This is a genomic window from Streptomyces sp. NPDC002784 (assembly GCF_053592135.1).
Map to the genome: position 1 here is coordinate 20,430 of NZ_JBSFVD010000007.1, position 19,263 is coordinate 39,692.

The window sequence follows — 19,263 nt, forward strand, 5'->3', positions numbered from 1 at the left end:
CCTTGCGGCCTTGCGGCCTTGCGGCCTTGCGGCCTTGCGGCCTTGCGGCCTTGCGGCCTTGCGGCCTTGCGGCCTTGCGGCCTTGCGGCCTTGCGGCCTTGCGGCCGCCTGCCAGCCAGGCGGCCTGCGGGCCTTGTGGTCCTGGCCGCCTTCGGCCTGGCGGCCCTGTGACCCTTCGGCCTGGCGGCGTGCCGCTCAGCGGCCTTATGGCCCTGCGGCGTGCGGCCTTGCGGCCTGCGGCCGCCTGCCAGCCTTGTGGCCAGGGGCCCGGGCCAGGGTCAGGGGGCCTGCTGGCCTTGTGGTCCTGGCCCCTTCGGTTAGCCCCTGCGGCCTGGCGGCGTGTGGCCCAGCGGCCAGCAGCCAGCGGCCCTGTGACCTGTGGCCGCCGCCCTGCGGCCTGTAGCCTGCGGCCCTGTGACCTGTGGCCGCCGCCCTGCGGCCTGTAGCCTGCGGCCCTGCGGCCCTGCGGCCCTGCGGCCCTGCGGCCTGCGGCCCTGCGGCCCTGCGGCCCTGCGGCCCTGCGGCCTGCGGCCCTGCGGCCCTGCGGCCCTGCGGCCAGCGGCCCTGCGGCCAGCGGCCCTGCGGCCTGCGGCCCTGCGGCCAGCGGCCCTGTGACCTGTGGCCGCCGCCCTGCCGCCCTGCGGCCAGCGGCCTGCGGCCCTGCGGCCTGTGGCCTGGGGGACTGCTGGTCTTGTGGTTCTGGCCTCGTGGGCCGGCGCGGGTCTGCGGGGTCCGCCTTCGGTGTCGTTGGTGGGCGGTGTCGTGTGGTGGGGGTGGTCTTGTTTGAGGCATGGGTGGGGCGCTGTTCGCTGTGGTCGGTTCAGTCGTCGTCCGTGCGTGGGCGGGACGGGCCGCCGAGTTCCACTGCCGTGCAGCGCCAGCGCAGGTCGCGGCCCTGTTCCAGGCGGAAGGCCATGGCGCGCAGGCGGTCGCCGGCGCCGATGCGGGCGAAGGCCTCGATGGCGCCCGGGGAGGGCACGTAGTAGCCGATGTCGCGGATCACCGGGCGGCTGCCGGGCGTACCGCGAGAGGTGCGCAGGGGGCCGAATTCGGCGAGCCAGGCCAGATCGTCGTAGGCGCGGCCGGCCGTGTGCCGGAGCATGCAGTGGACCGGGCGCTGGCCGCTCAGGACGGCGAGCAGGCGGTCGGCGAAGACATCGGTGGGCCGGGGCTGGGTGACGGGGCGGCGCGGAGTCTGGGGCGGTACGACGGGGACCGCCTGCTCGGTGCCGCGCGCGCCGGAAGGGGAACGGTGGGCCGGGGTGCCGCCGGGGCGGCGGGAGTCGCGGCGGGCCGGCGGGCGGGCGCCGGGGTGGTTCCTCGCCCGTGTCATGACCTTGTTCATGGGTGCCCCCGTTGGGTCGGCCCGGAATTACCGAGCGGTAACTTTGTGGTTGGGGATCTTGTACGGGGTGTCGGCCGTGGCATCAAGCGGCTGCGGGGGTCTGTCGGGGGGGCCGGAATGTTCACCTATCCGGATGACTCCGGGGTGCTCGGGCCCGTGGGCACGGGGGTGTGCCGGGTGAGTTGCCGGACGCGGGTGGACGGCCCCTCAGGTGCGGGCGGGGGCTCGAAAGGGGACGGCCGCACGTATCCTGAAGGCCCCTTCGGGAGGTGCGGGAACGCCCTCTCCGGGACTGTTGCGGAAGCCTCCGACCACGAAAGCGGCCAGCCATGCGCGTCTACGTCCCCCTGACCCTTCCCGGTCTCGCCGAGGCGTACAAGACGGGCGAACTGGGCAGCGGGCCGCTGCTCGCCTACGCCGTCACGCCCGCGCTGCGCGAGTGGTATCTCTCGGACGACATCGAGGAGCTGGAGTACGCGGCGCTGAACCGGGCCGCGGTCGCCTCGCTGCGGTTGCTGGCGGCGGATTCCGGGGCGGTGCGGCGGCGCGTGGTGGTCGCGGTCGACGTGCCCGACGGCACGGCGACGGCCGATCCCGACCGGGGCCTCGACCCGGCGGCGCTCGGCGAGGTGCGGGTCGCGGGAGCGGTGCCGCTGAAGAAGGCGGCCTCCGTGCATGTCGACGGCGGCGACGCGGAGGCGGACGTGGCCGCCGCGGTCCAGGCGCTGGAGGCGGCGGACGCCGGGGACGACGACGCCCAGTTCGTGGTGGACGGGGCCGAGGACCACGAGCTGCTGTGGTTCGCGACGCAGGAGATCCCGAACCTGGTGGGGCTCGCGGGATAGAGGAGGACCGCCGCTTGCGGCTTCCTCTTCTTGACCTGCGGTTCTCTTGATTGTCAGTGCGGGCGGGTACGTTTTTGGGCATGGGGATGCGAACAGGGGCGCACATCGTCTGGGACTGGAACGGGACGCTGTTCCACGACAACGACGCGATCATCGGGGCCACGAACGCGGCCTTCGGCGAGCTGGGGCTCGAGCCGATCACGATCGAGCAGTACCGGTCGCTGTACTGCGTGCCGGTGCCGAAGTTCTACGAGCGGCTGCTGGGAAGACTGCCGACCGACGCCGAGTGGGAGGTCATGGACGCGACCTTCCACCGGTACTACACCGAGCACCGGGTGGGGTGCGGGCTGACCCCGGGGGTGACCGAGCTGCTCGCAGGCTGGGGAGCGGGCGGGCGCAGCCAGTCGATCCTCAGCATGTACGGGCATGACGACCTGCTGCCCCTGGTGCGGGGGTTCGGGATCGACGCGTACTTCATACGGGTGGACGGGCGCACCGGGCCGTCCGGCGGGAGCAAGGCCGAGCACATGGTGCGGCACCTGGGGGCGCTGGCCGGGGTGGACCCGGCGCGGACCGTGGTGATCGGGGACGCGGCCGACGACGCCGTGGCGGCCCTGCACGTGGGGGCGCGGGCGGTGCTGTACACCGGGGGATCGCACAGCCGGGCCAGCCTGGAGGGGGTCGGCGTGCCGGTGGTGGACACCCTGGACGAGGCGGTCGCCGAGGCGGAACGCCTGGCGTCGTGAGCCGGGCCGCGACCACGGCGTGGCCGTGCCGCACCGGCGCGTCACGCACCGGACCCGGCGGGCGCCCGCACTGTGCAGAACGTCAAACTTCCACCCCCGGTTTTGTACACATACGGCTCATGACGGGCCCCCGGTAATCAGCGATAGCCTGGTGGCGTGATCAGCGCGATAGCTCGCGGGGGCAAAGCCGCCCCTGCCCTGCGCCCGGCCACGGATGACATCCGTGGCCGGGCGGCGGTCGCTGATCCTCGCGGGCGGACGACGGCGCGCAATCCCTCGGTGACGGCAGTGCGGAGAGCAGTGTCACACCCGACGGCCGGGCCGATTTTGGCTGATATCCCCCCGCTCTTCTCACCTCGCGGCATAGCGTCGAAGCAGACCGGACACCCCGCGTCGCGACGTTACGCCGGAGGGCACGAGACCGTACTTCCTTCTACGTCACGCAACGGCGCGCGACAGGAGCCAGAGGACAATGCAGACCAAGCTGGACGAAGCAAAGGCCGAGCTGCTCGAGAGGGCCGCCCGGGTAGCTGAGAACAGCCCGGCCGGGGGGCACCTACCGACTGGGACCACGGGCGAGGCCACCCCGGACCGGGACACCGTGCTCTCGTTCCTCCAGCGTTACTACCTGCACACCGCCCCGGAGGACCTCACCGACCGCGATCCGGTCGATGTCTTCGGAGCCGCCTTCTCGCACTACCGGCTGGCCGAGACCCGACCGCAGGGTACGGCCAATGTGCGGGTCCACACACCGACGGTGGAAGAGAACGGGTGGACATGCAGCCACTCCGTGGTCGAGGTCGTCACCGACGACATGCCCTTCCTCGTCGACTCCGTCACCAATGAGCTGACCCGCCAGGGGCGGGGCATCCACGTCGTCATCCACCCCCAGGTCGTCGTCCGCCGCGATGTCACCGGCAAGCTCGTCGAGGTACTCACCGTTCCCCCGGCCCCCGGCGAGCGCCCGCACGACGCGCACACCGAGTCCTGGATCCACGTCGAGATCGACCGCGAGACCGACCGCGCCGACCTGAAGCAGATCACCGCCGACCTGCTGCGCGTCCTGTCCGACGTCCGCGAGGCCGTCGAGGACTGGGAGAAGATGCGGGACGCCTCGATCCGGCTCTCCGAGAGCCTGGCCGAGGAGCACGTCCCCGGCGATCTGCCCGGACCGGAGGTCGAGGAGGCCCGCGAGCTGCTCCAGTGGCTCGCCGCCGATCACTTCACGTTCCTCGGCTACCGCGAGTACGAACTGCGCGCCGACGACTCGCTCGCCGCCGTCCCCGGCACCGGCCTGGGCATCCTGCGCTCCGACCCGCACCACGCCGGTGAGGAGGCCCACCCCGTCAGCCCCTCCTTCGAGCGGCTGCCCGCCGACGCCCGCGCCAAGGCCCGCGAGCACAAGCTGCTGGTGCTGACCAAGGCCAACAGCCGCGCCACCGTGCACCGGCCGTCGTACCTGGACTACATCGGCGTCAAGAAGTTCGACGCCGAGGGCAATGTCGTCGGCGAGCGCCGCTTCCTCGGACTGTTCTCCTCCGCCGCCTACACCGAGTCCGTCCGCCGCGTCCCCGTCATCCGCCGCAAGGTCGCCGACGTGCTCAAGCGCGCCGGGTTCTCGCCCAACAGCCACGACGGCCGCGACCTGCTCCAGATCCTGGAGACCTACCCGCGCGACGAGCTCTTCCAGACGCCCGTCGCCGAGCTCCAGTCGATCGTCACCAGCGTCCTGTACCTCCAGGAGCGCCGGCGCCTGCGCCTCTACCTGCGCCAGGACGAGTACGGCCGCTACTACTCGGCCCTCGTCTACCTGCCCCGCGACCGCTACACCACCGGCGTCCGGCTGCGGATCATCGACATCCTGAAGGAGGAACTCGGCGGCACCAGCGTCGACTTCACCGCCTGGAACACCGAGTCGATCCTGTCCCGGCTGCATTTCGTGGTCCGGGTCCCGCAGGGCACCGAGCTGGCGCAGCTCAGCGACGCCGACAAGGAGCGCATCGAGGGCCGTCTGGTCGAGGCCGCGCGGTCCTGGGCCGACGGCTTCGCCGAGGCGCTCAACGCCGAACTCGGCGAGGAGCGGGCCGCGGAGCTGCTGCGCCGCTACGGCAACGCCTTCCCCGAGGGCTACAAGGCCGACCACACCCCGCGTGCCGCGGTCGCCGACCTCGTCAACCTCGAAGAGCTCGGCGAGCAGAAGAACTTCGAGCTCAGCCTCTACGAGCCGGTCGGCGCCGCCCCCGAGGAGCGCCGCTTCAAGATCTACCGCAAGGGCGCGGCCATCTCCCTGTCCGCCGTCCTGCCGGTGCTCAGCCGGCTCGGCGTCGAGGTCGTCGACGAGCGCCCCTACGAGCTGCGCTCCTCGGACCGCTCGGTCGCCTGGATCTACGACTTCGGCCTGCGCATGCCGCAGTTCGCCGGCGGCGGCACCGACTACCTCGGTGACGACGCCCGGGAGCGGGTCCAGGAGGCCTTCGCCGCCACCTGGACCGGACAGGCCGAGAACGACGGCTTCAACGCCCTGGTGCTGAGCGCCGGGCTGACCTGGCGGCAGGCGATGGTGCTGCGCGCGTACGCCAAGTACCTGCGCCAGGCCGGTTCCACCTTCAGCCAGGACTACATGGAGGACACCCTCCGCAACAACGTCCACACCACCCGGCTGCTGGTCTCCCTGTTCGAGGCGCGGATGTCCCCGGACCGCCAGCGTGCCGGACACGAGATCGTGGACGCCCTGCTGGAAGAGGTGGACGCGGCCCTCGACCAGGTGGCGAGCCTGGACGAGGACCGCATCCTGCGGTCCTTCCTCACGGTCATCAAGGCGACGCTGCGCACCAACTTCTTCCAGGAGGCCGCGGGCGGGCGCCCGCACGACTACGTCTCCATGAAGTTCGACCCGCAGGCCATCCCGGACCTGCCGGCGCCGCGTCCGGCGTACGAGATCTGGGTGTACTCGCCGCGGGTCGAGGGTGTGCACCTGCGCTTCGGCAAGGTCGCGCGCGGCGGGCTGCGCTGGTCCGACCGGCGGGAGGACTTCCGGACCGAGATCCTCGGTCTGGTGAAGGCGCAGATGGTGAAGAACACCGTCATCGTGCCGGTCGGCGCGAAGGGCGGGTTCGTCGCCAAGCAGCTGCCGGACCCGTCGGTGGACCGGGACGCGTGGCTGGCCGAGGGCATCGCCAGCTACAAGACGTTCATCTCGGCGCTGCTCGACATCACCGACAACATGGTCGCCGGCGAGGTCGTGCCGCCCGCCGACGTGGTCCGCCACGACGAGGACGACACCTACCTCGTGGTCGCCGCCGACAAGGGCACCGCGACCTTCTCCGACATCGCCAACGAGGTCGCCGAGCAGTACAACTTCTGGCTCGGTGACGCCTTCGCCTCCGGTGGCTCGGCCGGCTACGACCACAAGGGCATGGGCATCACCGCCCGCGGCGCCTGGGAGTCCGTCAAGCGGCACTTCCGGGAGCTGGACCTGGACACCCAGAGCGAGGACTTCACGGTCGTCGGCATCGGCGACATGTCTGGTGACGTGTTCGGCAACGGCATGCTGCTCAGCGAGCACATCCGGCTGGTGGCCGCCTTCGACCACCGGCACATCTTCATCGACCCCACCCCGGACGCGGCGACCTCCTACGCCGAGCGCCGCCGCCTGTTCGAACTGCCGCGCTCCAGCTGGGCCGACTACGACACCGGGCTGATCTCGGCCGGTGGCGGCGTCTTCCCGCGTACCGCCAAGGCGATCCCGGTCAACGCGCACATCCGTGAGGCGCTCGGCATCGAGGGCAAGGTGTCGAAGATGACGCCGGCCGACCTGATGAAGGCGATCCTCCTGGCGCCGGTGGACCTGCTGTGGAACGGCGGCATCGGGACGTACGTCAAGGCATCCACCGAGTCGAACGCCGAGGCCGGCGACAAGGCCAACGACCCGATCCGGGTGGACGGCGCCGACCTGCGGGTGAAGGTCGTCGGCGAGGGCGGCAACCTGGGGCTGACCCAGCTCGGCCGGATCGAGTTCGCCCGGCACGGCGGCAAGATCAACACCGATGCCATCGACAACAGCGCGGGCGTGGACACCTCCGACCACGAGGTGAACATCAAGATCCTGCTCAACGGCCTGGTGACGGACGGCGACATGACCGTGAAGCAGCGCAACAAGCTGCTCGCGGAGATGACCGACGAGGTCGGCCGGCTGGTCCTGCGCAACAACTACGCGCAGAACACGGCGATCGCCAACGCGCTGGCCCAGTCCAAGGACATGCTCCACGCCCAGCAGCGGTACCTGCGCCACCTGGTCCGCGAGGGTCACCTGGACCGCGCCCTGGAGTTCCTGCCCACCGACCGCCAGATCCGTGAGCGGCTCGGCGCCGAAGCCGGCCTGACCGGCCCGGAGACGGCCGTGCTGATGGCGTACACGAAGATCACGGTCGCCGAGGAGCTGCTGCACACCTCCCTCCCCGACGACCCCTATCTGCGCGGGCTGCTGGACTCGTACTTCCCGAGCGCGCTGCGCGAGCGGTTCCCCGAGCACATCGACAGCCACCCGCTGCGCCGGGAGATCACCACGACCGTCCTGGTCAACGACACGGTCAACACCGGCGGTACGACCTATCTGCACCGGCTGCGCGAGGAGACCGGTGCCTCGCTGGAGGAGATCGTCCGGGCGCAGACCGCGGCCCGCGCGATCTTCCGCTCGGAGCCGGTGTGGGACGCGGTCGAGGCCCTGGACAACCGGGTCGAGGCCGCCGTGCTCACCCGGATCCGGCTGCACTCGCGCCGGCTGGTCGAGCGCGGCACGCGCTGGCTGCTCAACAACCGTCCGCAGCCGATCCAGCTCACCGAGAACGTCGAGTTCTTCGGGGAGCGGGTCGAGCAGGTGTGGCAGCAGCTGCCGAAGCTGCTGCGCGGCGCGGACCTGGAGTGGTACCAGCGGATCCACGACGAGCTGACCGCCGCCGGTGTCACCGGCGAACTCGCCACGCGCGTGGCCGGCTTCTCGTCCGCCTTCCCGGCGCTCGACATCGTCTCGGTGGCCGACCGCATGGGCAAGGAGCCGCTGGACGTCGCCGAGGTCTACTACGACCTCGCCGACCGGCTGCGGATCACCCAGCTCATGGACCGCATCATCGAGCTGCCCCGCAACGACCGCTGGCAGTCCATGGCCCGCGCCTCCATCCGCGAGGACCTCTACGCGGCCCACGCGGCGCTGACCTCGGACGTCCTCGCGGTCGGCAACGGCTCCTCCACCCCTGAGCAGCGCTTCGAGCGGTGGGAGGAGAAGAACGCGGCGATCCTGGGCCGGGCGCGCACCACCCTGGAGGAGATCCAGGGCTCGGAGACGTTCGACCTCGCCAACCTGTCGGTGGCCATGCGGACGATGCGCACGCTCCTGCGGACGCATTCGTGAACGGTACGAGTTCGTAAGCGGTACGAGTTCGTAAGCCGTACGAGTTCGTAGGCGGTACGACGGACAGGGCGCCCCGGGCCGGGAAGGCACGGGGCGCCCTGCGCGTCGCGGCAGCTACACGGCGACCTTCGGCTTCGGCTTGGCCTTGGGCTTCTTGTCGCCGGTGAAGGCCTCGTACTCCTTGAGGACGTCCTCCGTCGGGCCGTCCATGCGCAGTTCGCCGCGCTCCAGCCACAGCACCCGGTCGCAGGTGTCGCGGATGGACTTGTTGTTGTGGCTGACCAGGAACACCGTGCCCGCGTGCTTGCGCAGTTCGCGGATCCGGGCCTCGGAGCGCTTCTGGAAGGAGCGGTCGCCGGTGGCGAGGGCCTCGTCGATGAGGAGGACGTCGTGGTCCTTGGCGGCGGCGATGGAGAAGCGGAGCCGGGCGCCCATGCCGGAGGAGTAGGTGCGCATCGGCAGGGTGATGAAGTCGCCCTTCTCGTTGATGCCGGAGAAGTCGACGATCTCCTGGTAGCGCTCCTTGATCTGCTCGCGGGACATGCCCATGGCGAGGCCGCCGAGGTAGACGTTGCGCTCGCCGGTCAGGTCGCCCATCAGGGCCGCGTTCACGCCGAGCAGGGAGGGCTGGCCGTCGGTGTAGATGGCGCCGTTCTCCACCGGCAGCAGGCCCGCGACCGCCTTGAGCAGGGTGGACTTGCCGGAGCCGTTGGTGCCGATGAGTCCGATGGCCTCGCCCTTGCGGGCGACGAAGGACACGTTCCGCACGGCGTGCACCGTGCGCACGCCGGACGCCTTCTCGGTCTGCTTCCGCCGCACGATGCGGTTGAGGGCGGCGGTGGCGGAGCCGCGGCCCGTGCCGGTGCCGTTGACGCGGTAGACGATGTCGACGCGGTCGGCGATGACGGTGGGGGTGGGTTCGTTCGGGTTCTCAGCCACGGCCGTACGTCTCCTCAGCCTTCCAGAAGTAGATGAAACCGCCGATGCCGGCGAGCAGGGCCCAGCCGGTGGCGAGCGCCCACACGTGCGGCGGGAGCTGGCTTGCGTGGAAGCTGTCGATCAGGGCGAAGCGCATCAGGTCGATGTAGACGGCGGGCGGGTTGGCCTGGAGCACCGGGCCGACCCAGGCCGGCCAGTCACCGTGCTTGGCCAGCAGATGGTCGATGCTCCACATCACGCCCGAGGTGTACATCCAGGTGCGCAGCACGAACGGCATCAGCTGGGCGATGTCCGGGGTCTTCGCGCCCACCCGGGCCATGATCAGCGAGACGCCGGCGTTGAAGGTGAACTGGAGCACCAGGACCGGCAGGGCGAGCAGCCAGGAGGCGGCGACCGGCACGCCGAAGGCCAGCAGGATGACGACCAGGGCGCCCATGGAGAACAGCAGCTGCTGCAGCTGCTGGAGGCAGAAGGAGATCGGCAGCGCGGCCCGCGGGAAGTGCAGGGCGCGGACGAGTCCGAGGTTGCCGGAGATGGCGCGGGTGCCCGCGAGGATCGAGCTCTGGGTGAAGGTCCAGATGAACACGCCGGTGACCAGGAACGGGACGTAGTCCGGCACGCCGTTCCTGGTGCCCAGCAGCACGCCGAAGATCAGGAAGTAGACGGCGGCGTTCAGCAGCGGGTTCATCACCTGCCAGAGCTGCCCGAGCTTGGCCTGGCTGTACTGGGCGGTCAGCTTGGCCGTGGAGAACGCGGCGATGAAGTGACGCCGGTCCCACAGCTGGCGGACGTACTCGGGGAGGGTGGGGCGGGCACCGCTGACCGAGAGGCCGTGGCGGGCGGCGAGGGCCGCGAGGTCGACGTCGGCGGGAGTCGTCGGGGCCGTCGTCGGGGGCGGTGTGTCGAGGACCTGGCTCACATCCGCTGCTTTCGCTCGGGGGGTGGGGGTGCGCGGTCCGGTGCCCGGCGTTCGCCCACCGGACTCTTCCTGTTCGCTTACGTCGGGACGGGACCGTATCGTCGCAACGCGAGCGTAGGCCGAGCGGACGTCGGAACGCAACCGTTTCGTCGTAACGCCCTATGCTGGTTCGCATGACGACGAACGCCGACGGACCCCAGCCGCGTCCGCGCCGCCGGGCCCCCGCGGGGGCGGCCGTGCTGCGGGCGGACGTGACGGAAGCCATCCGGGCGGCCGTGTTCGAGGAGCTCGCGGCGGTCGGCTACGCCCGGATGTCGATCGAGGGGATCGCCCGGCGGGCGGGCGTCGGCAAGACGGCGGTGTACCGACGGTGGCGGTCGAAGCTGCACCTCGTGCTCGACGTCGTGTCGGCCTTGGCGGTGCAGGGGCTGCCGGCGCCGGACACGGGGTCGCTGGAGGGTGACCTCCGGCTCCTGTACGAGGTCACCTCACGCGCGCTGCGCCACCCGGTCGCCTCCCAGATCATCCCGGACCTGCAGGCGGAGGCCGCGCGCAATCCCGAGATCGCCGAGGCGATGCAGAAGGCGCTGCGGGAGGGGCAGGACGGGGTCGCCAGCGGGATCGTGGCGGCGGCGGAGCGGCGCGGGGAGCTCCGCGAGGGGGTCGACCACGAGCTGGCCCTGGACCTGATCTCCGGGCCGCTGTACTGGCGCGCGGTGGTGATCAGGAGTCCGAAACTGCCGAAGGGATACCTGGCATCACTGGCACGGGCCACGGCGGGGGCACTGCGGGCGCTGTGAGCGGGCGCGGACGTCCCGCCGTCGGGGGCGGGCCCGGCACCTGTCCCGCACCCGTACGGGCGCGGGGTATCGGCCCCCAGCCCTTACGGCCCGCCGCCTGCGGCCTTGGCGGGCTGGTGGCGTGCGGTTGACGGATGCGGGTGTTGCGGCCCCGCAGCGGGCTAGTGATGTGCGGCTGGCGGTGCGGGTGCCGCGGCCCCGTGGCGGGTTGGTCGTGTGCGGCTGGCGGTGAAGGTGCTGCGGCCCGCGGCGGGCCAGTTGTGTGCTGCTGCGGTGCGGGCGCTGAGGCCCCAGCGGGCTGACGCCCCGCCGCCGGGGGCGGGGCGGCGCTTTGCACCCGCCGTACGGGTGCGGGGTGTCGGCCCCCAGCCCCCGCCGCCTGCGGCCCTGGCGGCTTGGTGGCGTGCTGCTGACGGGGTGCTGGTGCTGCGGCCCCGGAGGGCTGGAGCCGGTCGCGCAGCGCGTGGCGGCCGGGCTTCAGCACGGTGAGGTCGTGCGGCTGGCGAGCACAGGGCTGTGATCCCGCCGGGGTTAGTCGTGTGGTGCTGCGGCGCGGGCCCCGCGGGCGGGTGGCGTGCCGCTGACGGTGCAGGTGCTGACGCTCTCGCGGGCCAGTCGCGTGCCGCTGCGGTGCGGGCGCTGAGGCCCCGCGGGCTGGTGGCGTGCGGTTGACGGGTGCGGGTGCTGTCGCCCCCGGCAAGCTAGTCGTGTGCCGCTGACGGGTGCAGGCGTTGCGGCCCCCGCCCGCTAGCCGCGTGCTGCTGATGGGGCAGGTGCTGCGGGCCCCGCCCGTTAGTCGTGTGCCGCTGACGGGTGCAGGCGTTGCGGCCCCCGCCCGCTAGCCGCGTGCTGCTGATGGGGCAGGTGCTGCGGGCCCCGCCCGTTAGCCGTGTGCCGCTGACGAGTGCAGGCGTTGCGCGCCCCGCCCGTTAGTCGTGTGGCGCTGGCGGGTGCAGGCGTTGCGGGCCCCGCCCGTTAGTCGCGTGCCGCTGAGGGGTGGAGGCGTACCCAGCCCTCCCAGGCTGAGGTGATCATGTCCTGGACGTCGTGCTTGGCCTTCCAGCCGAGTTCGGTGGCCGCCCGGTCGGCGGAGGCGACCACGCGGGCCGGGTCGCCGGGGCGGCGAGGGGTGATCGTCGGGGGGCGGTCGTGGCCGGTGAGGGCGTTGACGCGGTCGATCATCTCGCGGACCGAGACGCCCTCGCCGCGGCCGATGTTGAGGGTGAGGTCGCGGCCGGGGGAGGACCGCAGCGTCCGGGCCGCCGCCACATGGGCCTCGGCCAGGTCGACGACGTGGATGTAGTCCCGGACGCAGGTGCCGTCCGGGGTCGGGTAGTCGTCGCCGAAGATGCGCGGGGGTTCGTTCCCGGTGAGCTTCTCGAAGACCATCGGGATGAGGTTGTGGACGCCTACGTCGGCCAGTTCCGGGGACGCCGCGCCCGCCACGTTGAAGTAGCGCAGGCATGCCGTCGACAGGCCCGTCGCCCGCGCCGTGGCCCGTACCAGCCATTCGCCGGCCAGCTTGGTCTCGCCGTACGGCGACATCGGGGCGCACGGCGTCTCCTCGGTGACCAGGTCCACGTCCGGCATGCCGTAGACCGCGGCCGAGGAGGAGAACACGAACGAGGGAACGCCGGCCCGCGTCACCGCCTCCAGCAGGACGCGCAGGCCCTCCACGTTCTCCCGGTAGTAGCGCAGCGGCTGCTCCACCGACTCGCCGACCTGCTTCTTCGCCGCCAGGTGCACGACCCCGGTGATCCGGTGGTCCGCCAGGGCGCGGGACACGTGCTCGGCGTCCAGGGTGGAGCCCACGACCAGGGGGACACCGTCGGGCACGCGCTCGGACAGACCGGTGGACAGATCGTCGTAGACCACCGTCCGCTCGCCCGCCTCGGACATCGCCCGTACGACATGCGCCCCGATGTATCCGGCACCGCCCGTGATCAGCCAGGTCATAGGTGGCCGTCCCCTCGTCAGTTGGCCCGTGCGTGGAGCATAACCACTCCGATTCGCCGCCAATGAACAGGAATCATGGGTTAATAGCACAAGATCTGAGATGTGGTGAGTCGGGAGACGGAAACGGACGGCCGATTCCGGGCCTGGGCGGTCGGCCTGCCTGCCGCCCTGGTGCTGGCCCTCGGACTGTGGGGCATCGACCGCGGCGGCATATGGCGCGACGAGGCGGTCACCTTCCAGGTGGCGCGCAGGTCGGTGCCGGAGATCTGGCGGCTCGTGCACGGCGTGGACGCGGTGCACGGCCTGTACTACCTCCTGATGCACGCCGTTCTCGCCCTGCGCCCCGACGAGGCCGTCCTCCGGCTCCCCTCCGTCTGCGGGGCCGCCGCCGCGGCGGGCCTGGTCGCGGCGCTCGGGATGCGCCTGGCCGGTCCGCGGATCGGGCTGTGGGCGGGTCTGATGTACGCCGTCACGCCCCTGACCGGCCACTACGCGCAGGAGGGACGCTCGTACGCCCTCGTCGGCGCCGGAGTGGCGGGCGCGACGCTGCTGCTGGTGCGGGCGCTGGACGGCGGGCGGACCTGGCTCGCGTACACCGGAGTCGTCGGCGTGACCTGCCTGCTGCACGAGTTCGCCGTCCTGGTGCTGTGCGCGCACGCCGTGACGCTGGCGGTGTCGGGAGTGGACCGGCGGACCTGGGCCCGCTGGGGCGGAGCGGTGGCCGGCACCGCACTCGTCCTGCTGCCGCTGGTGCTGGTCTCACAGGCGCAGTCGGGGCAGGTGGAGTGGCTGCCGGAGCCGGGCTGGGGCAGCGTGGAGCGGGTGCTGCGCGGTTTCGTCATCGCGCCCAAGGGGGTGGTGTTCGAGACCGGCGTGGTGCTGATGCTCGTGGGACTCGCGGCCCGCCGGGTGGCCGCCGTGGCCGTGCCGCTGATGGCGGTGCCGCCGGCCCTGCTGATGCTGGTCTCGCAGGTCCGGCCGATGTACGACGACCGGTACGTCCTGTACGCGCTGGCCGGGGCGCCGCTGCTGATCGCGGCCGGCGCCGACCGGCTGGCCGACTGGATCGTGGGCCGGATGCCGTACGTGCCGCTGGCCGGCGCGCTCGCCGTCCTCGTCGCCTTCGTGCACCACCTGCCCCTGCACCGCCAGGACCGCGCCCCCGAGCGGCGGCCCGACAACCTCGCCGCCGTCTCCGCCCTCGCCGCGGGCCAGATCCGCCGCGGCGACGCGGTGCTGTTCGTGCCCTCCATCGGCCGGCGGGCCGCGGTGGCCTACCCGGAGGGGTTCCGGCAGGCCCGGGACATCGCGCTCAGCCAGCCGGGACCCGCGTCCGGGACGCTGTACGGCCGGGAGACCGACGCCGACGAACTGCGCCGCAGGCTCGCGGGGGTGGACCGGGTGTGGGTGGTGGCCGAGCCGTACACGCTGCGCTCGGACTGGCGCCCGCGCAATCCCAGGGAGCGCGCCAAGATCACGGCGATGTGGGAGGACTTCGTCCCGTGCGAGCAGTACGTACGCGGGGGCGTGACCCTGCGGCTCTACGAGCGGCGCCCGGCTACGGTGCTGCCGCTGACCGGGCCGCCTCGTCGAGAGCGCTGGTGAGGTCGTCCAGGCGGGAGCGCAGGGCGTTGATCTCGTCGACGTCGAAGCCGGTGGCCGCGGCGATCCGGCGCGGCACCTGGAGCGCCTGCTCGCGCAGGGCCGAGCCCTCCTCGGTCAGCCGCACCTGCACCGAGCGCTCGTCGCGCGCGCTGCGCTCCCGGCGGACCAGGCCCGCGCCCTCCAGCCGCTTCAGCAGCGGGGAGAGCGTGCCGGAGTCCAGCCGCAGGTGCTCGCCCAGTTTCTTGACGGGCAGATCGCCGTGCTCCCACAGCACCAGCAGCACCAGGTACTGCGGATAGGTCAGCCCGAGGTCCTTGAGGATCACGCGGTAGACGCCGTTGAAGGCGCGAGCGGCCGCGTGCAGGGAGAAGCAGATCTGGCGGTCCAGGCGGAGCCATTCCTCCTGGGGCGCGGTGGCGGGTGTCCCGGTCCGGTTCATGGGTCCAGGGTAGCTCGCGCCCGCCATTTAGTTGTGCACAATTTAATTGTGTGCTCTACTTGAGCCCGTCAGCGAGCCCCGACTTCTCGAACAGGGATGGTTCATCCATGGACGCGATCTACACCGCCGTCGCCACCGCCACCCACGGCCGCGAGGGCCGTGCCATCAGCTCCGACGGCACGCTCGACCTCCAGCTGGCGCCGCCGGTGGAGCTCGGGGGCAACGGCCAGGGCACCAACCCCGAGCAGCTCTTCGCCGCCGGGTACGCCGCCTGTTTCGCCAGCGCCCTCGGCCTGGTCGGCCGTCGCGCCAAGGTGGACGTCGCCGACGCCGCCGTCACCGGCGAGGTCGGCATCGGCAAGCAGGGCGAGGGGTTCGGCCTGAAGGTCACCCTGCGCGTCGAACTGCCCGACACCGTGGACGAGGAGACCGGCCGGAAGCTCGTCGAGCAGGCCCACCAGGTCTGCCCCTACTCCAACGCCACCCGCGGCAACATAGACGTCGACCTCGTCATCGAGTAGGCGCGTCACCGCAAGGAGTGAGCCCGGTCGGCGTGCCCCTGGGCCGGCAGCGACACCTGGGCGCGCAGCAGGTGCTCCAGCAGCAGCGGCACGCCGACCACCGGGAGCAGCCAGGCCAGGGCGATCAGCCGGCCGCCCCAGATGTTGATGTCCGGGTGCCCGGCCTGGGTCAGGACGCCGGTGGCCGCCGCCGCGATCAGGAAGGCGCCGAACGTCGGCCTGCGCAGCGCGCCCCACAGCCCCGCGCCCAGCGCCGCCAGGAACAGCGGCTCCCAGAACTGCCGGCGCAGCCACTCCGCCCAGAAGTTCAGCGACAGCTGGAGGAACTCCGGCCAGGGGTCGGCCCGGTCGGGGCGGGTGAAGTGGTCGGCCAGCAGATCCTGCACGCTCTCGGACGCCGACGGGTGGCCCAGCAGCTTCGCCAGGGCGACCGTGCCCACCGCCGCGCCCAGACCGAGCCCCGCGATCGCCGCGACGCCCCGGCCCGGCGCCCGCCCCGCCCGCCGGCGCGCCACGGCGACCAGCGCGCCCGCCCCCGCCAGGCACACCCCCAGGAACAGTGCCTGCGAGTGCTTCACCGTGAACTGCGCGGCCAGCGCCCCCGCGATCAGCGCCAGTCCCGCCCGCCGCCCTTGCAGCACCAGCGCACAGCCCCACACCGCCGCCAGCGTCAGGGCCATCAGCAGGCCCTCCGTCATGGGCCGCATGGCGATCGCCCCGCACGGCAGGACGTAGTACAGCGCCTGACCGGTCAGCGCGAGGGGGAGCGGTACCGACAGGGTGCGCAGGATCAGGAACACCAGCACCCCGCCCCCCGCCGCCACCGTGACCCCGGCCGCCCACAGCCCCCAGGTCGCGCCGAGCACCGTCACGAACGGCACCAGGAAGACCGGGTAGCCGGGCCGCGCCTCGAAGATCCGCATGAAGCGTTCCGAGGCGAAGGGGACGGTGCGACCGGCCGTGTGGCCCGCCGCCAGCCGCTGCTCGACCTCGGACCACTCCTTCGCCCGGCACCTGGCCAGCACGGCCGGGGCGGGGTCGGGGCGGTGGAAGCGGACCACGTGCACGTTCTGGTCGCGGTGCGCGAGCGCGGCCTTGCCCGCGCAGTAGTGCTCGATCGTCGCCATGGCCGCCTCCCGCTTGCTGTCGCCGCGCAGGCCGAGGGCGTAGGAGAGGTAGTTCCTGGAGTCGGGGGTGTCCCGCCCGGAGACGTTCGCCAGCTGCAGGACGGCGAAGAGGGCGGCCAGGAGCAGCACCCAACTGCGCGGCCTCATGAGGACACGCGCCGGCCACCGGGCCGCCCGGCCGGACGCCAGGTGTGCGGCCGGCTCGGGGTGGGCCGCGACGGGCTGGAGGGCATGGGAACTCCCCTGGATGAGAACGGCGTTCAGAGACGGTCGGTGAGGGTCAGGGGTGACTCGGGCCGCGGTGACGCGATGAGCGGGGAGCGGGTGAGGGACGCGGCCGCCGACGGCACCGGATGCCGCTCGTCCAGCGGCACGACCGGCGGCAGGCCCTTCTCGCCGAACACCACATGCCGTACGACCCGCTCGGCGGCGCGGCCGTCGTCGTAGGGGCAGAAACGCCTGCGGAACGCCGCGCGCAGCTGGGCGGAGCGGGAGCCGCGCCAGTGGCCGGTGGTGAAGATGTCGATCAGCTCGTCCTCGCTGCGCGCGAGGGCGCCCGGGGGGAAGGAGCGCAGGTCGAAGTAGGTGCCGCGGGCGGCCTCGTACGCCTCCAGATCCTCGGTGTGCAGGACGATCGGGCGGTCCAGGCCGGCGTAGTCGAACATGATCGACGAGTAGTCGGTGAGCAGGGCGTCCGAGGCGAGGCAGAGGGACTCCACGCTCGGGTGGGCGGTGACGTCGATGACCCGCGGCGAGGTCGCCTCGGGGGCGAGCGGGCCGCCGTGGCGGCGGTGGCCGCGGGCCAGGATCACGAAGCGCGGGCCGAGGCGGCTCGCGAGCCGGTCCAGGTCCAACGGGGCGCGCTGGGTGCGGCGGTAGTCGCGGTGCGTCGGGGCGTACAGGACCGCCACCGCGTTCTCGGGGACGCCGAGCGACTCGCGCAGCCGGGTCACGTCCGCCGAAGTGGCCTGCTGGAACACGTCGTTGCGCGGCTGGCCGTACTCCAGCGTCTTGTACGCGCCGGGGTGGACGCGTTCCTGGACGAGGGTGGAGTGGCGGTTGGCGGAGACGACGTAGTCCCAGGTGTCCACGGTGTCGAGGAGGGCACCGAAGTCCGTGCCGGCACCGGCCGCGGGGCGTTCGCGCAGATCCAGGCCCAGGTGCTTGAGCGGGGTGCCGTGCTGGGTCTGGACGACGGTCTGGCCGGGGCGTTTGACCAGCCGGTGGTCGAGGCCGACGTTGTCGATCAGGTACGCGGAGCGGGCCAGCGCCGTCCAGTAGGCGGCCGTGCCGGGAGTGATCCGGCGGGTGGCGGCCGGGACGGTGTGGTGGTGCGCGGGGTGCGCGATCCAGGCCGTGCGGATGTGCGGGGCGTGGGTGCGGAACGCCCGCTCCAGGGCGCCCGGGTTGCAGCCGTGGCCCTGGCCGCCGTACGCGCAGAACACGGCCCGGTCCCGGCGCAGGGGCAGGCGGAGCTGGACGCGGTAGTGCAGGCGCAGGGCGGCGGAGCGCAGGGCGCCCGCGGTCTTCGCGGTGAACTTGACCGCCCGGTGGTGCCCGGCGGCGGCCAGGCGCAGGAGGCGGAAGGTGCGGTGCAGGCCCAGCCGGACCAGGGCGTGCCGCGGGCGGTCGCGCAGCGGGACGGGGGCGCCCGGGGCGCGGTGGCGGCGGCAGTGGGCGCGGGCCAGCCGCAGGAACTCGGCGCGGCTGCCGCGCGGGAGGCGGCCGACGCGGGCGGACACGGCGGCCAGGTGGTCGACCATGCCGCGGAACAGCACCGGCCGCCACCGGGCGAGCCGGGGCCTGCCGTCGAGGAACGCGAAGAGCCGGTCGTACTGCTCGAACACGTCGAAGGGGCGGCGGCTCGCGCCGTCCTCGCGGCGCCGGCGGTGGTGCACGCACACCCGGTCGAGGGTCGCGACCGACTCCGCCGTCATCAGCACCGGGTACGCCCAGGGGGTGCCCTCGTGGGAGCCGGGCGGGAAGGACAGGCCCTCGCGCTCGACGAACTCCCGGCGGCACACCTTGTTCCAGGCGACCGCCGGCAGGCGCAGCAGGCTCGGGCGGTCCTCGAGCCGGAAGGGCGCCGGGCCCTGCTCGGTGAGCTGGACCCAGGCCGCGTCGCGGACCGTCTCGCCGGTCCGCAGGACGCGGGCGTGGTCGTGGACCAGGACGTCCGGTTCGCCGGTCTCCTTCAGGCGGTCGGCGACGGCCTGGAGGGCGCCGGGGGTCAGGGTGTCGGCGCCGTCGAGGAACAGCAGGTAGTCGCCGGTCGCCTCGCTCATCCCGGCGTTGCGGGCGGGGCCCGGGCCCTGACGGCGGGCCAGGCGCACCGGCCGCACCCGGGGATCACGGGCGGCGAACTCCCCGATGATCGCACCGCAGGCGTCCGGCGAGGCGTCGTCCACCGCGATCAGCTCCAGATCGGCACACGACTGGGAGAGCACCGATTCCAGGCACGCGTGGAGATGCGCCTGAACCTTGTACGCGGGGACGATGACACTGAACCTGGGCACGGGGGACATCCATCGGTCGGTGCGGGCGGTGAGGGGGGTGGGCCCCAGGGCCTGCCTGACCGTTCCCGCCTGCCCCGCGACGCCTGGCCCGGGAACGG

13 protein-coding genes are annotated in these 19,263 nt (G+C 72.6%); 6 read left to right on the forward strand and 7 right to left on the reverse strand.

Going from position 1 to position 19,263, the window contains the following annotated elements:
• Positions 1-820 precede the first annotated feature (820 nt).
• Positions 821-1,345: an Rv3235 family protein gene (locus tag ACWD1Z_RS15585; protein ID WP_451118964.1), complete on the reverse strand. Its 525-nt coding sequence runs from the start codon at positions 1,343-1,345 to the stop codon at positions 821-823.
• Positions 1,346-1,674: 329 nt separating this feature from the next.
• Here ACWD1Z_RS15585 and ACWD1Z_RS15590 point away from each other — a divergent pair, with 329 nt between their 5' ends.
• The 3 genes from ACWD1Z_RS15590 to ACWD1Z_RS15600 all read left to right on the forward strand — a co-directional run bounded on the left by ACWD1Z_RS15590 (position 1,675) and on the right by ACWD1Z_RS15600 (position 8,343).
• On the forward strand, positions 1,675-2,190 hold the full coding sequence (locus ACWD1Z_RS15590; RefSeq protein ID WP_451118966.1) for a DUF6912 family protein: 516 nt from the start codon (positions 1,675-1,677) through the stop codon (positions 2,188-2,190).
• A gap of 80 nt (positions 2,191-2,270) precedes the next feature.
• Positions 2,271-2,936, forward strand: a complete 666-nt coding sequence (locus tag ACWD1Z_RS15595; RefSeq protein WP_383308353.1) for an HAD family hydrolase — start codon at positions 2,271-2,273, stop codon at positions 2,934-2,936.
• Positions 2,937-3,408: 472 nt separating this feature from the next.
• The gene (locus ACWD1Z_RS15600) at positions 3,409-8,343 is read left to right on the forward strand and encodes an NAD-glutamate dehydrogenase (protein WP_451118968.1); all 4,935 of its coding nucleotides are present in this window, start codon (positions 3,409-3,411) and stop codon (positions 8,341-8,343) included.
• A gap of 114 nt (positions 8,344-8,457) precedes the next feature.
• On the opposite strand, the gene ACWD1Z_RS15605 is transcribed toward ACWD1Z_RS15600, so the two are convergent.
• Entirely contained in the window at positions 8,458-9,282 is an 825-nt protein-coding gene (locus ACWD1Z_RS15605; protein WP_451118970.1) for an ABC transporter ATP-binding protein, read from the reverse strand.
• The gene (locus ACWD1Z_RS15610; RefSeq protein WP_451118971.1) at positions 9,275-10,201 is read right to left on the reverse strand and encodes an ABC transporter permease; all 927 of its coding nucleotides are present in this window, start codon (positions 10,199-10,201) and stop codon (positions 9,275-9,277) included. Before ACWD1Z_RS15610 ends, ACWD1Z_RS15605 begins: the two co-directional genes overlap by 8 nt.
• A gap of 173 nt (positions 10,202-10,374) precedes the next feature.
• On the opposite strand from ACWD1Z_RS15610, the gene ACWD1Z_RS15615 reads away from it, so the two are divergent.
• Positions 10,375-11,001: a TetR/AcrR family transcriptional regulator gene (locus ACWD1Z_RS15615; protein WP_389415677.1), complete on the forward strand. Its 627-nt coding sequence runs from the start codon at positions 10,375-10,377 to the stop codon at positions 10,999-11,001.
• A gap of 975 nt (positions 11,002-11,976) precedes the next feature.
• Here ACWD1Z_RS15615 and galE read toward each other — a convergent pair.
• A complete protein-coding gene (gene galE, locus ACWD1Z_RS15620; RefSeq protein ID WP_451118973.1) occupies positions 11,977-12,957 on the reverse strand; it encodes a UDP-glucose 4-epimerase GalE in 981 nt (326 codons plus the stop codon).
• A gap of 102 nt (positions 12,958-13,059) precedes the next feature.
• On the opposite strand from galE, the gene ACWD1Z_RS15625 reads away from it, so the two are divergent.
• The gene (locus ACWD1Z_RS15625) at positions 13,060-14,562 is read left to right on the forward strand and encodes a glycosyltransferase family 39 protein (RefSeq protein ID WP_451118974.1); all 1,503 of its coding nucleotides are present in this window, start codon (positions 13,060-13,062) and stop codon (positions 14,560-14,562) included.
• On the opposite strand, the gene ACWD1Z_RS15630 is transcribed toward ACWD1Z_RS15625, so the two are convergent.
• The gene (locus tag ACWD1Z_RS15630; protein ID WP_451118976.1) at positions 14,516-15,001 is read right to left on the reverse strand and encodes a MarR family winged helix-turn-helix transcriptional regulator; all 486 of its coding nucleotides are present in this window, start codon (positions 14,999-15,001) and stop codon (positions 14,516-14,518) included. The two genes, ACWD1Z_RS15625 and ACWD1Z_RS15630, sit on opposite strands and share 47 nt — an antisense overlap.
• A gap of 107 nt (positions 15,002-15,108) precedes the next feature.
• Here ACWD1Z_RS15630 and ACWD1Z_RS15635 point away from each other — a divergent pair, with 107 nt between their 5' ends.
• Positions 15,109-15,522, forward strand: coding sequence for an organic hydroperoxide resistance protein (locus tag ACWD1Z_RS15635; protein WP_451118978.1), 414 nt, complete (start codon positions 15,109-15,111; stop codon positions 15,520-15,522).
• Positions 15,523-15,527: 5 nt separating this feature from the next.
• Here ACWD1Z_RS15635 and ACWD1Z_RS15640 read toward each other — a convergent pair whose 3' ends face one another.
• Positions 15,528-16,796: a hypothetical protein gene (locus tag ACWD1Z_RS15640; RefSeq protein WP_451118980.1), complete on the reverse strand. Its 1,269-nt coding sequence runs from the start codon at positions 16,794-16,796 to the stop codon at positions 15,528-15,530.
• A 113-nt stretch (positions 16,797-16,909) separates the two neighbouring features.
• Positions 16,910-19,165 carry a bifunctional glycosyltransferase/CDP-glycerol:glycerophosphate glycerophosphotransferase gene (locus tag ACWD1Z_RS15645; protein WP_451118982.1) on the reverse strand — a complete coding sequence of 752 codons (2,256 nt, stop codon included), beginning with the start codon at positions 19,163-19,165 and terminating at the stop codon, positions 16,910-16,912.
• Positions 19,166-19,263 lie beyond the last annotated feature (98 nt).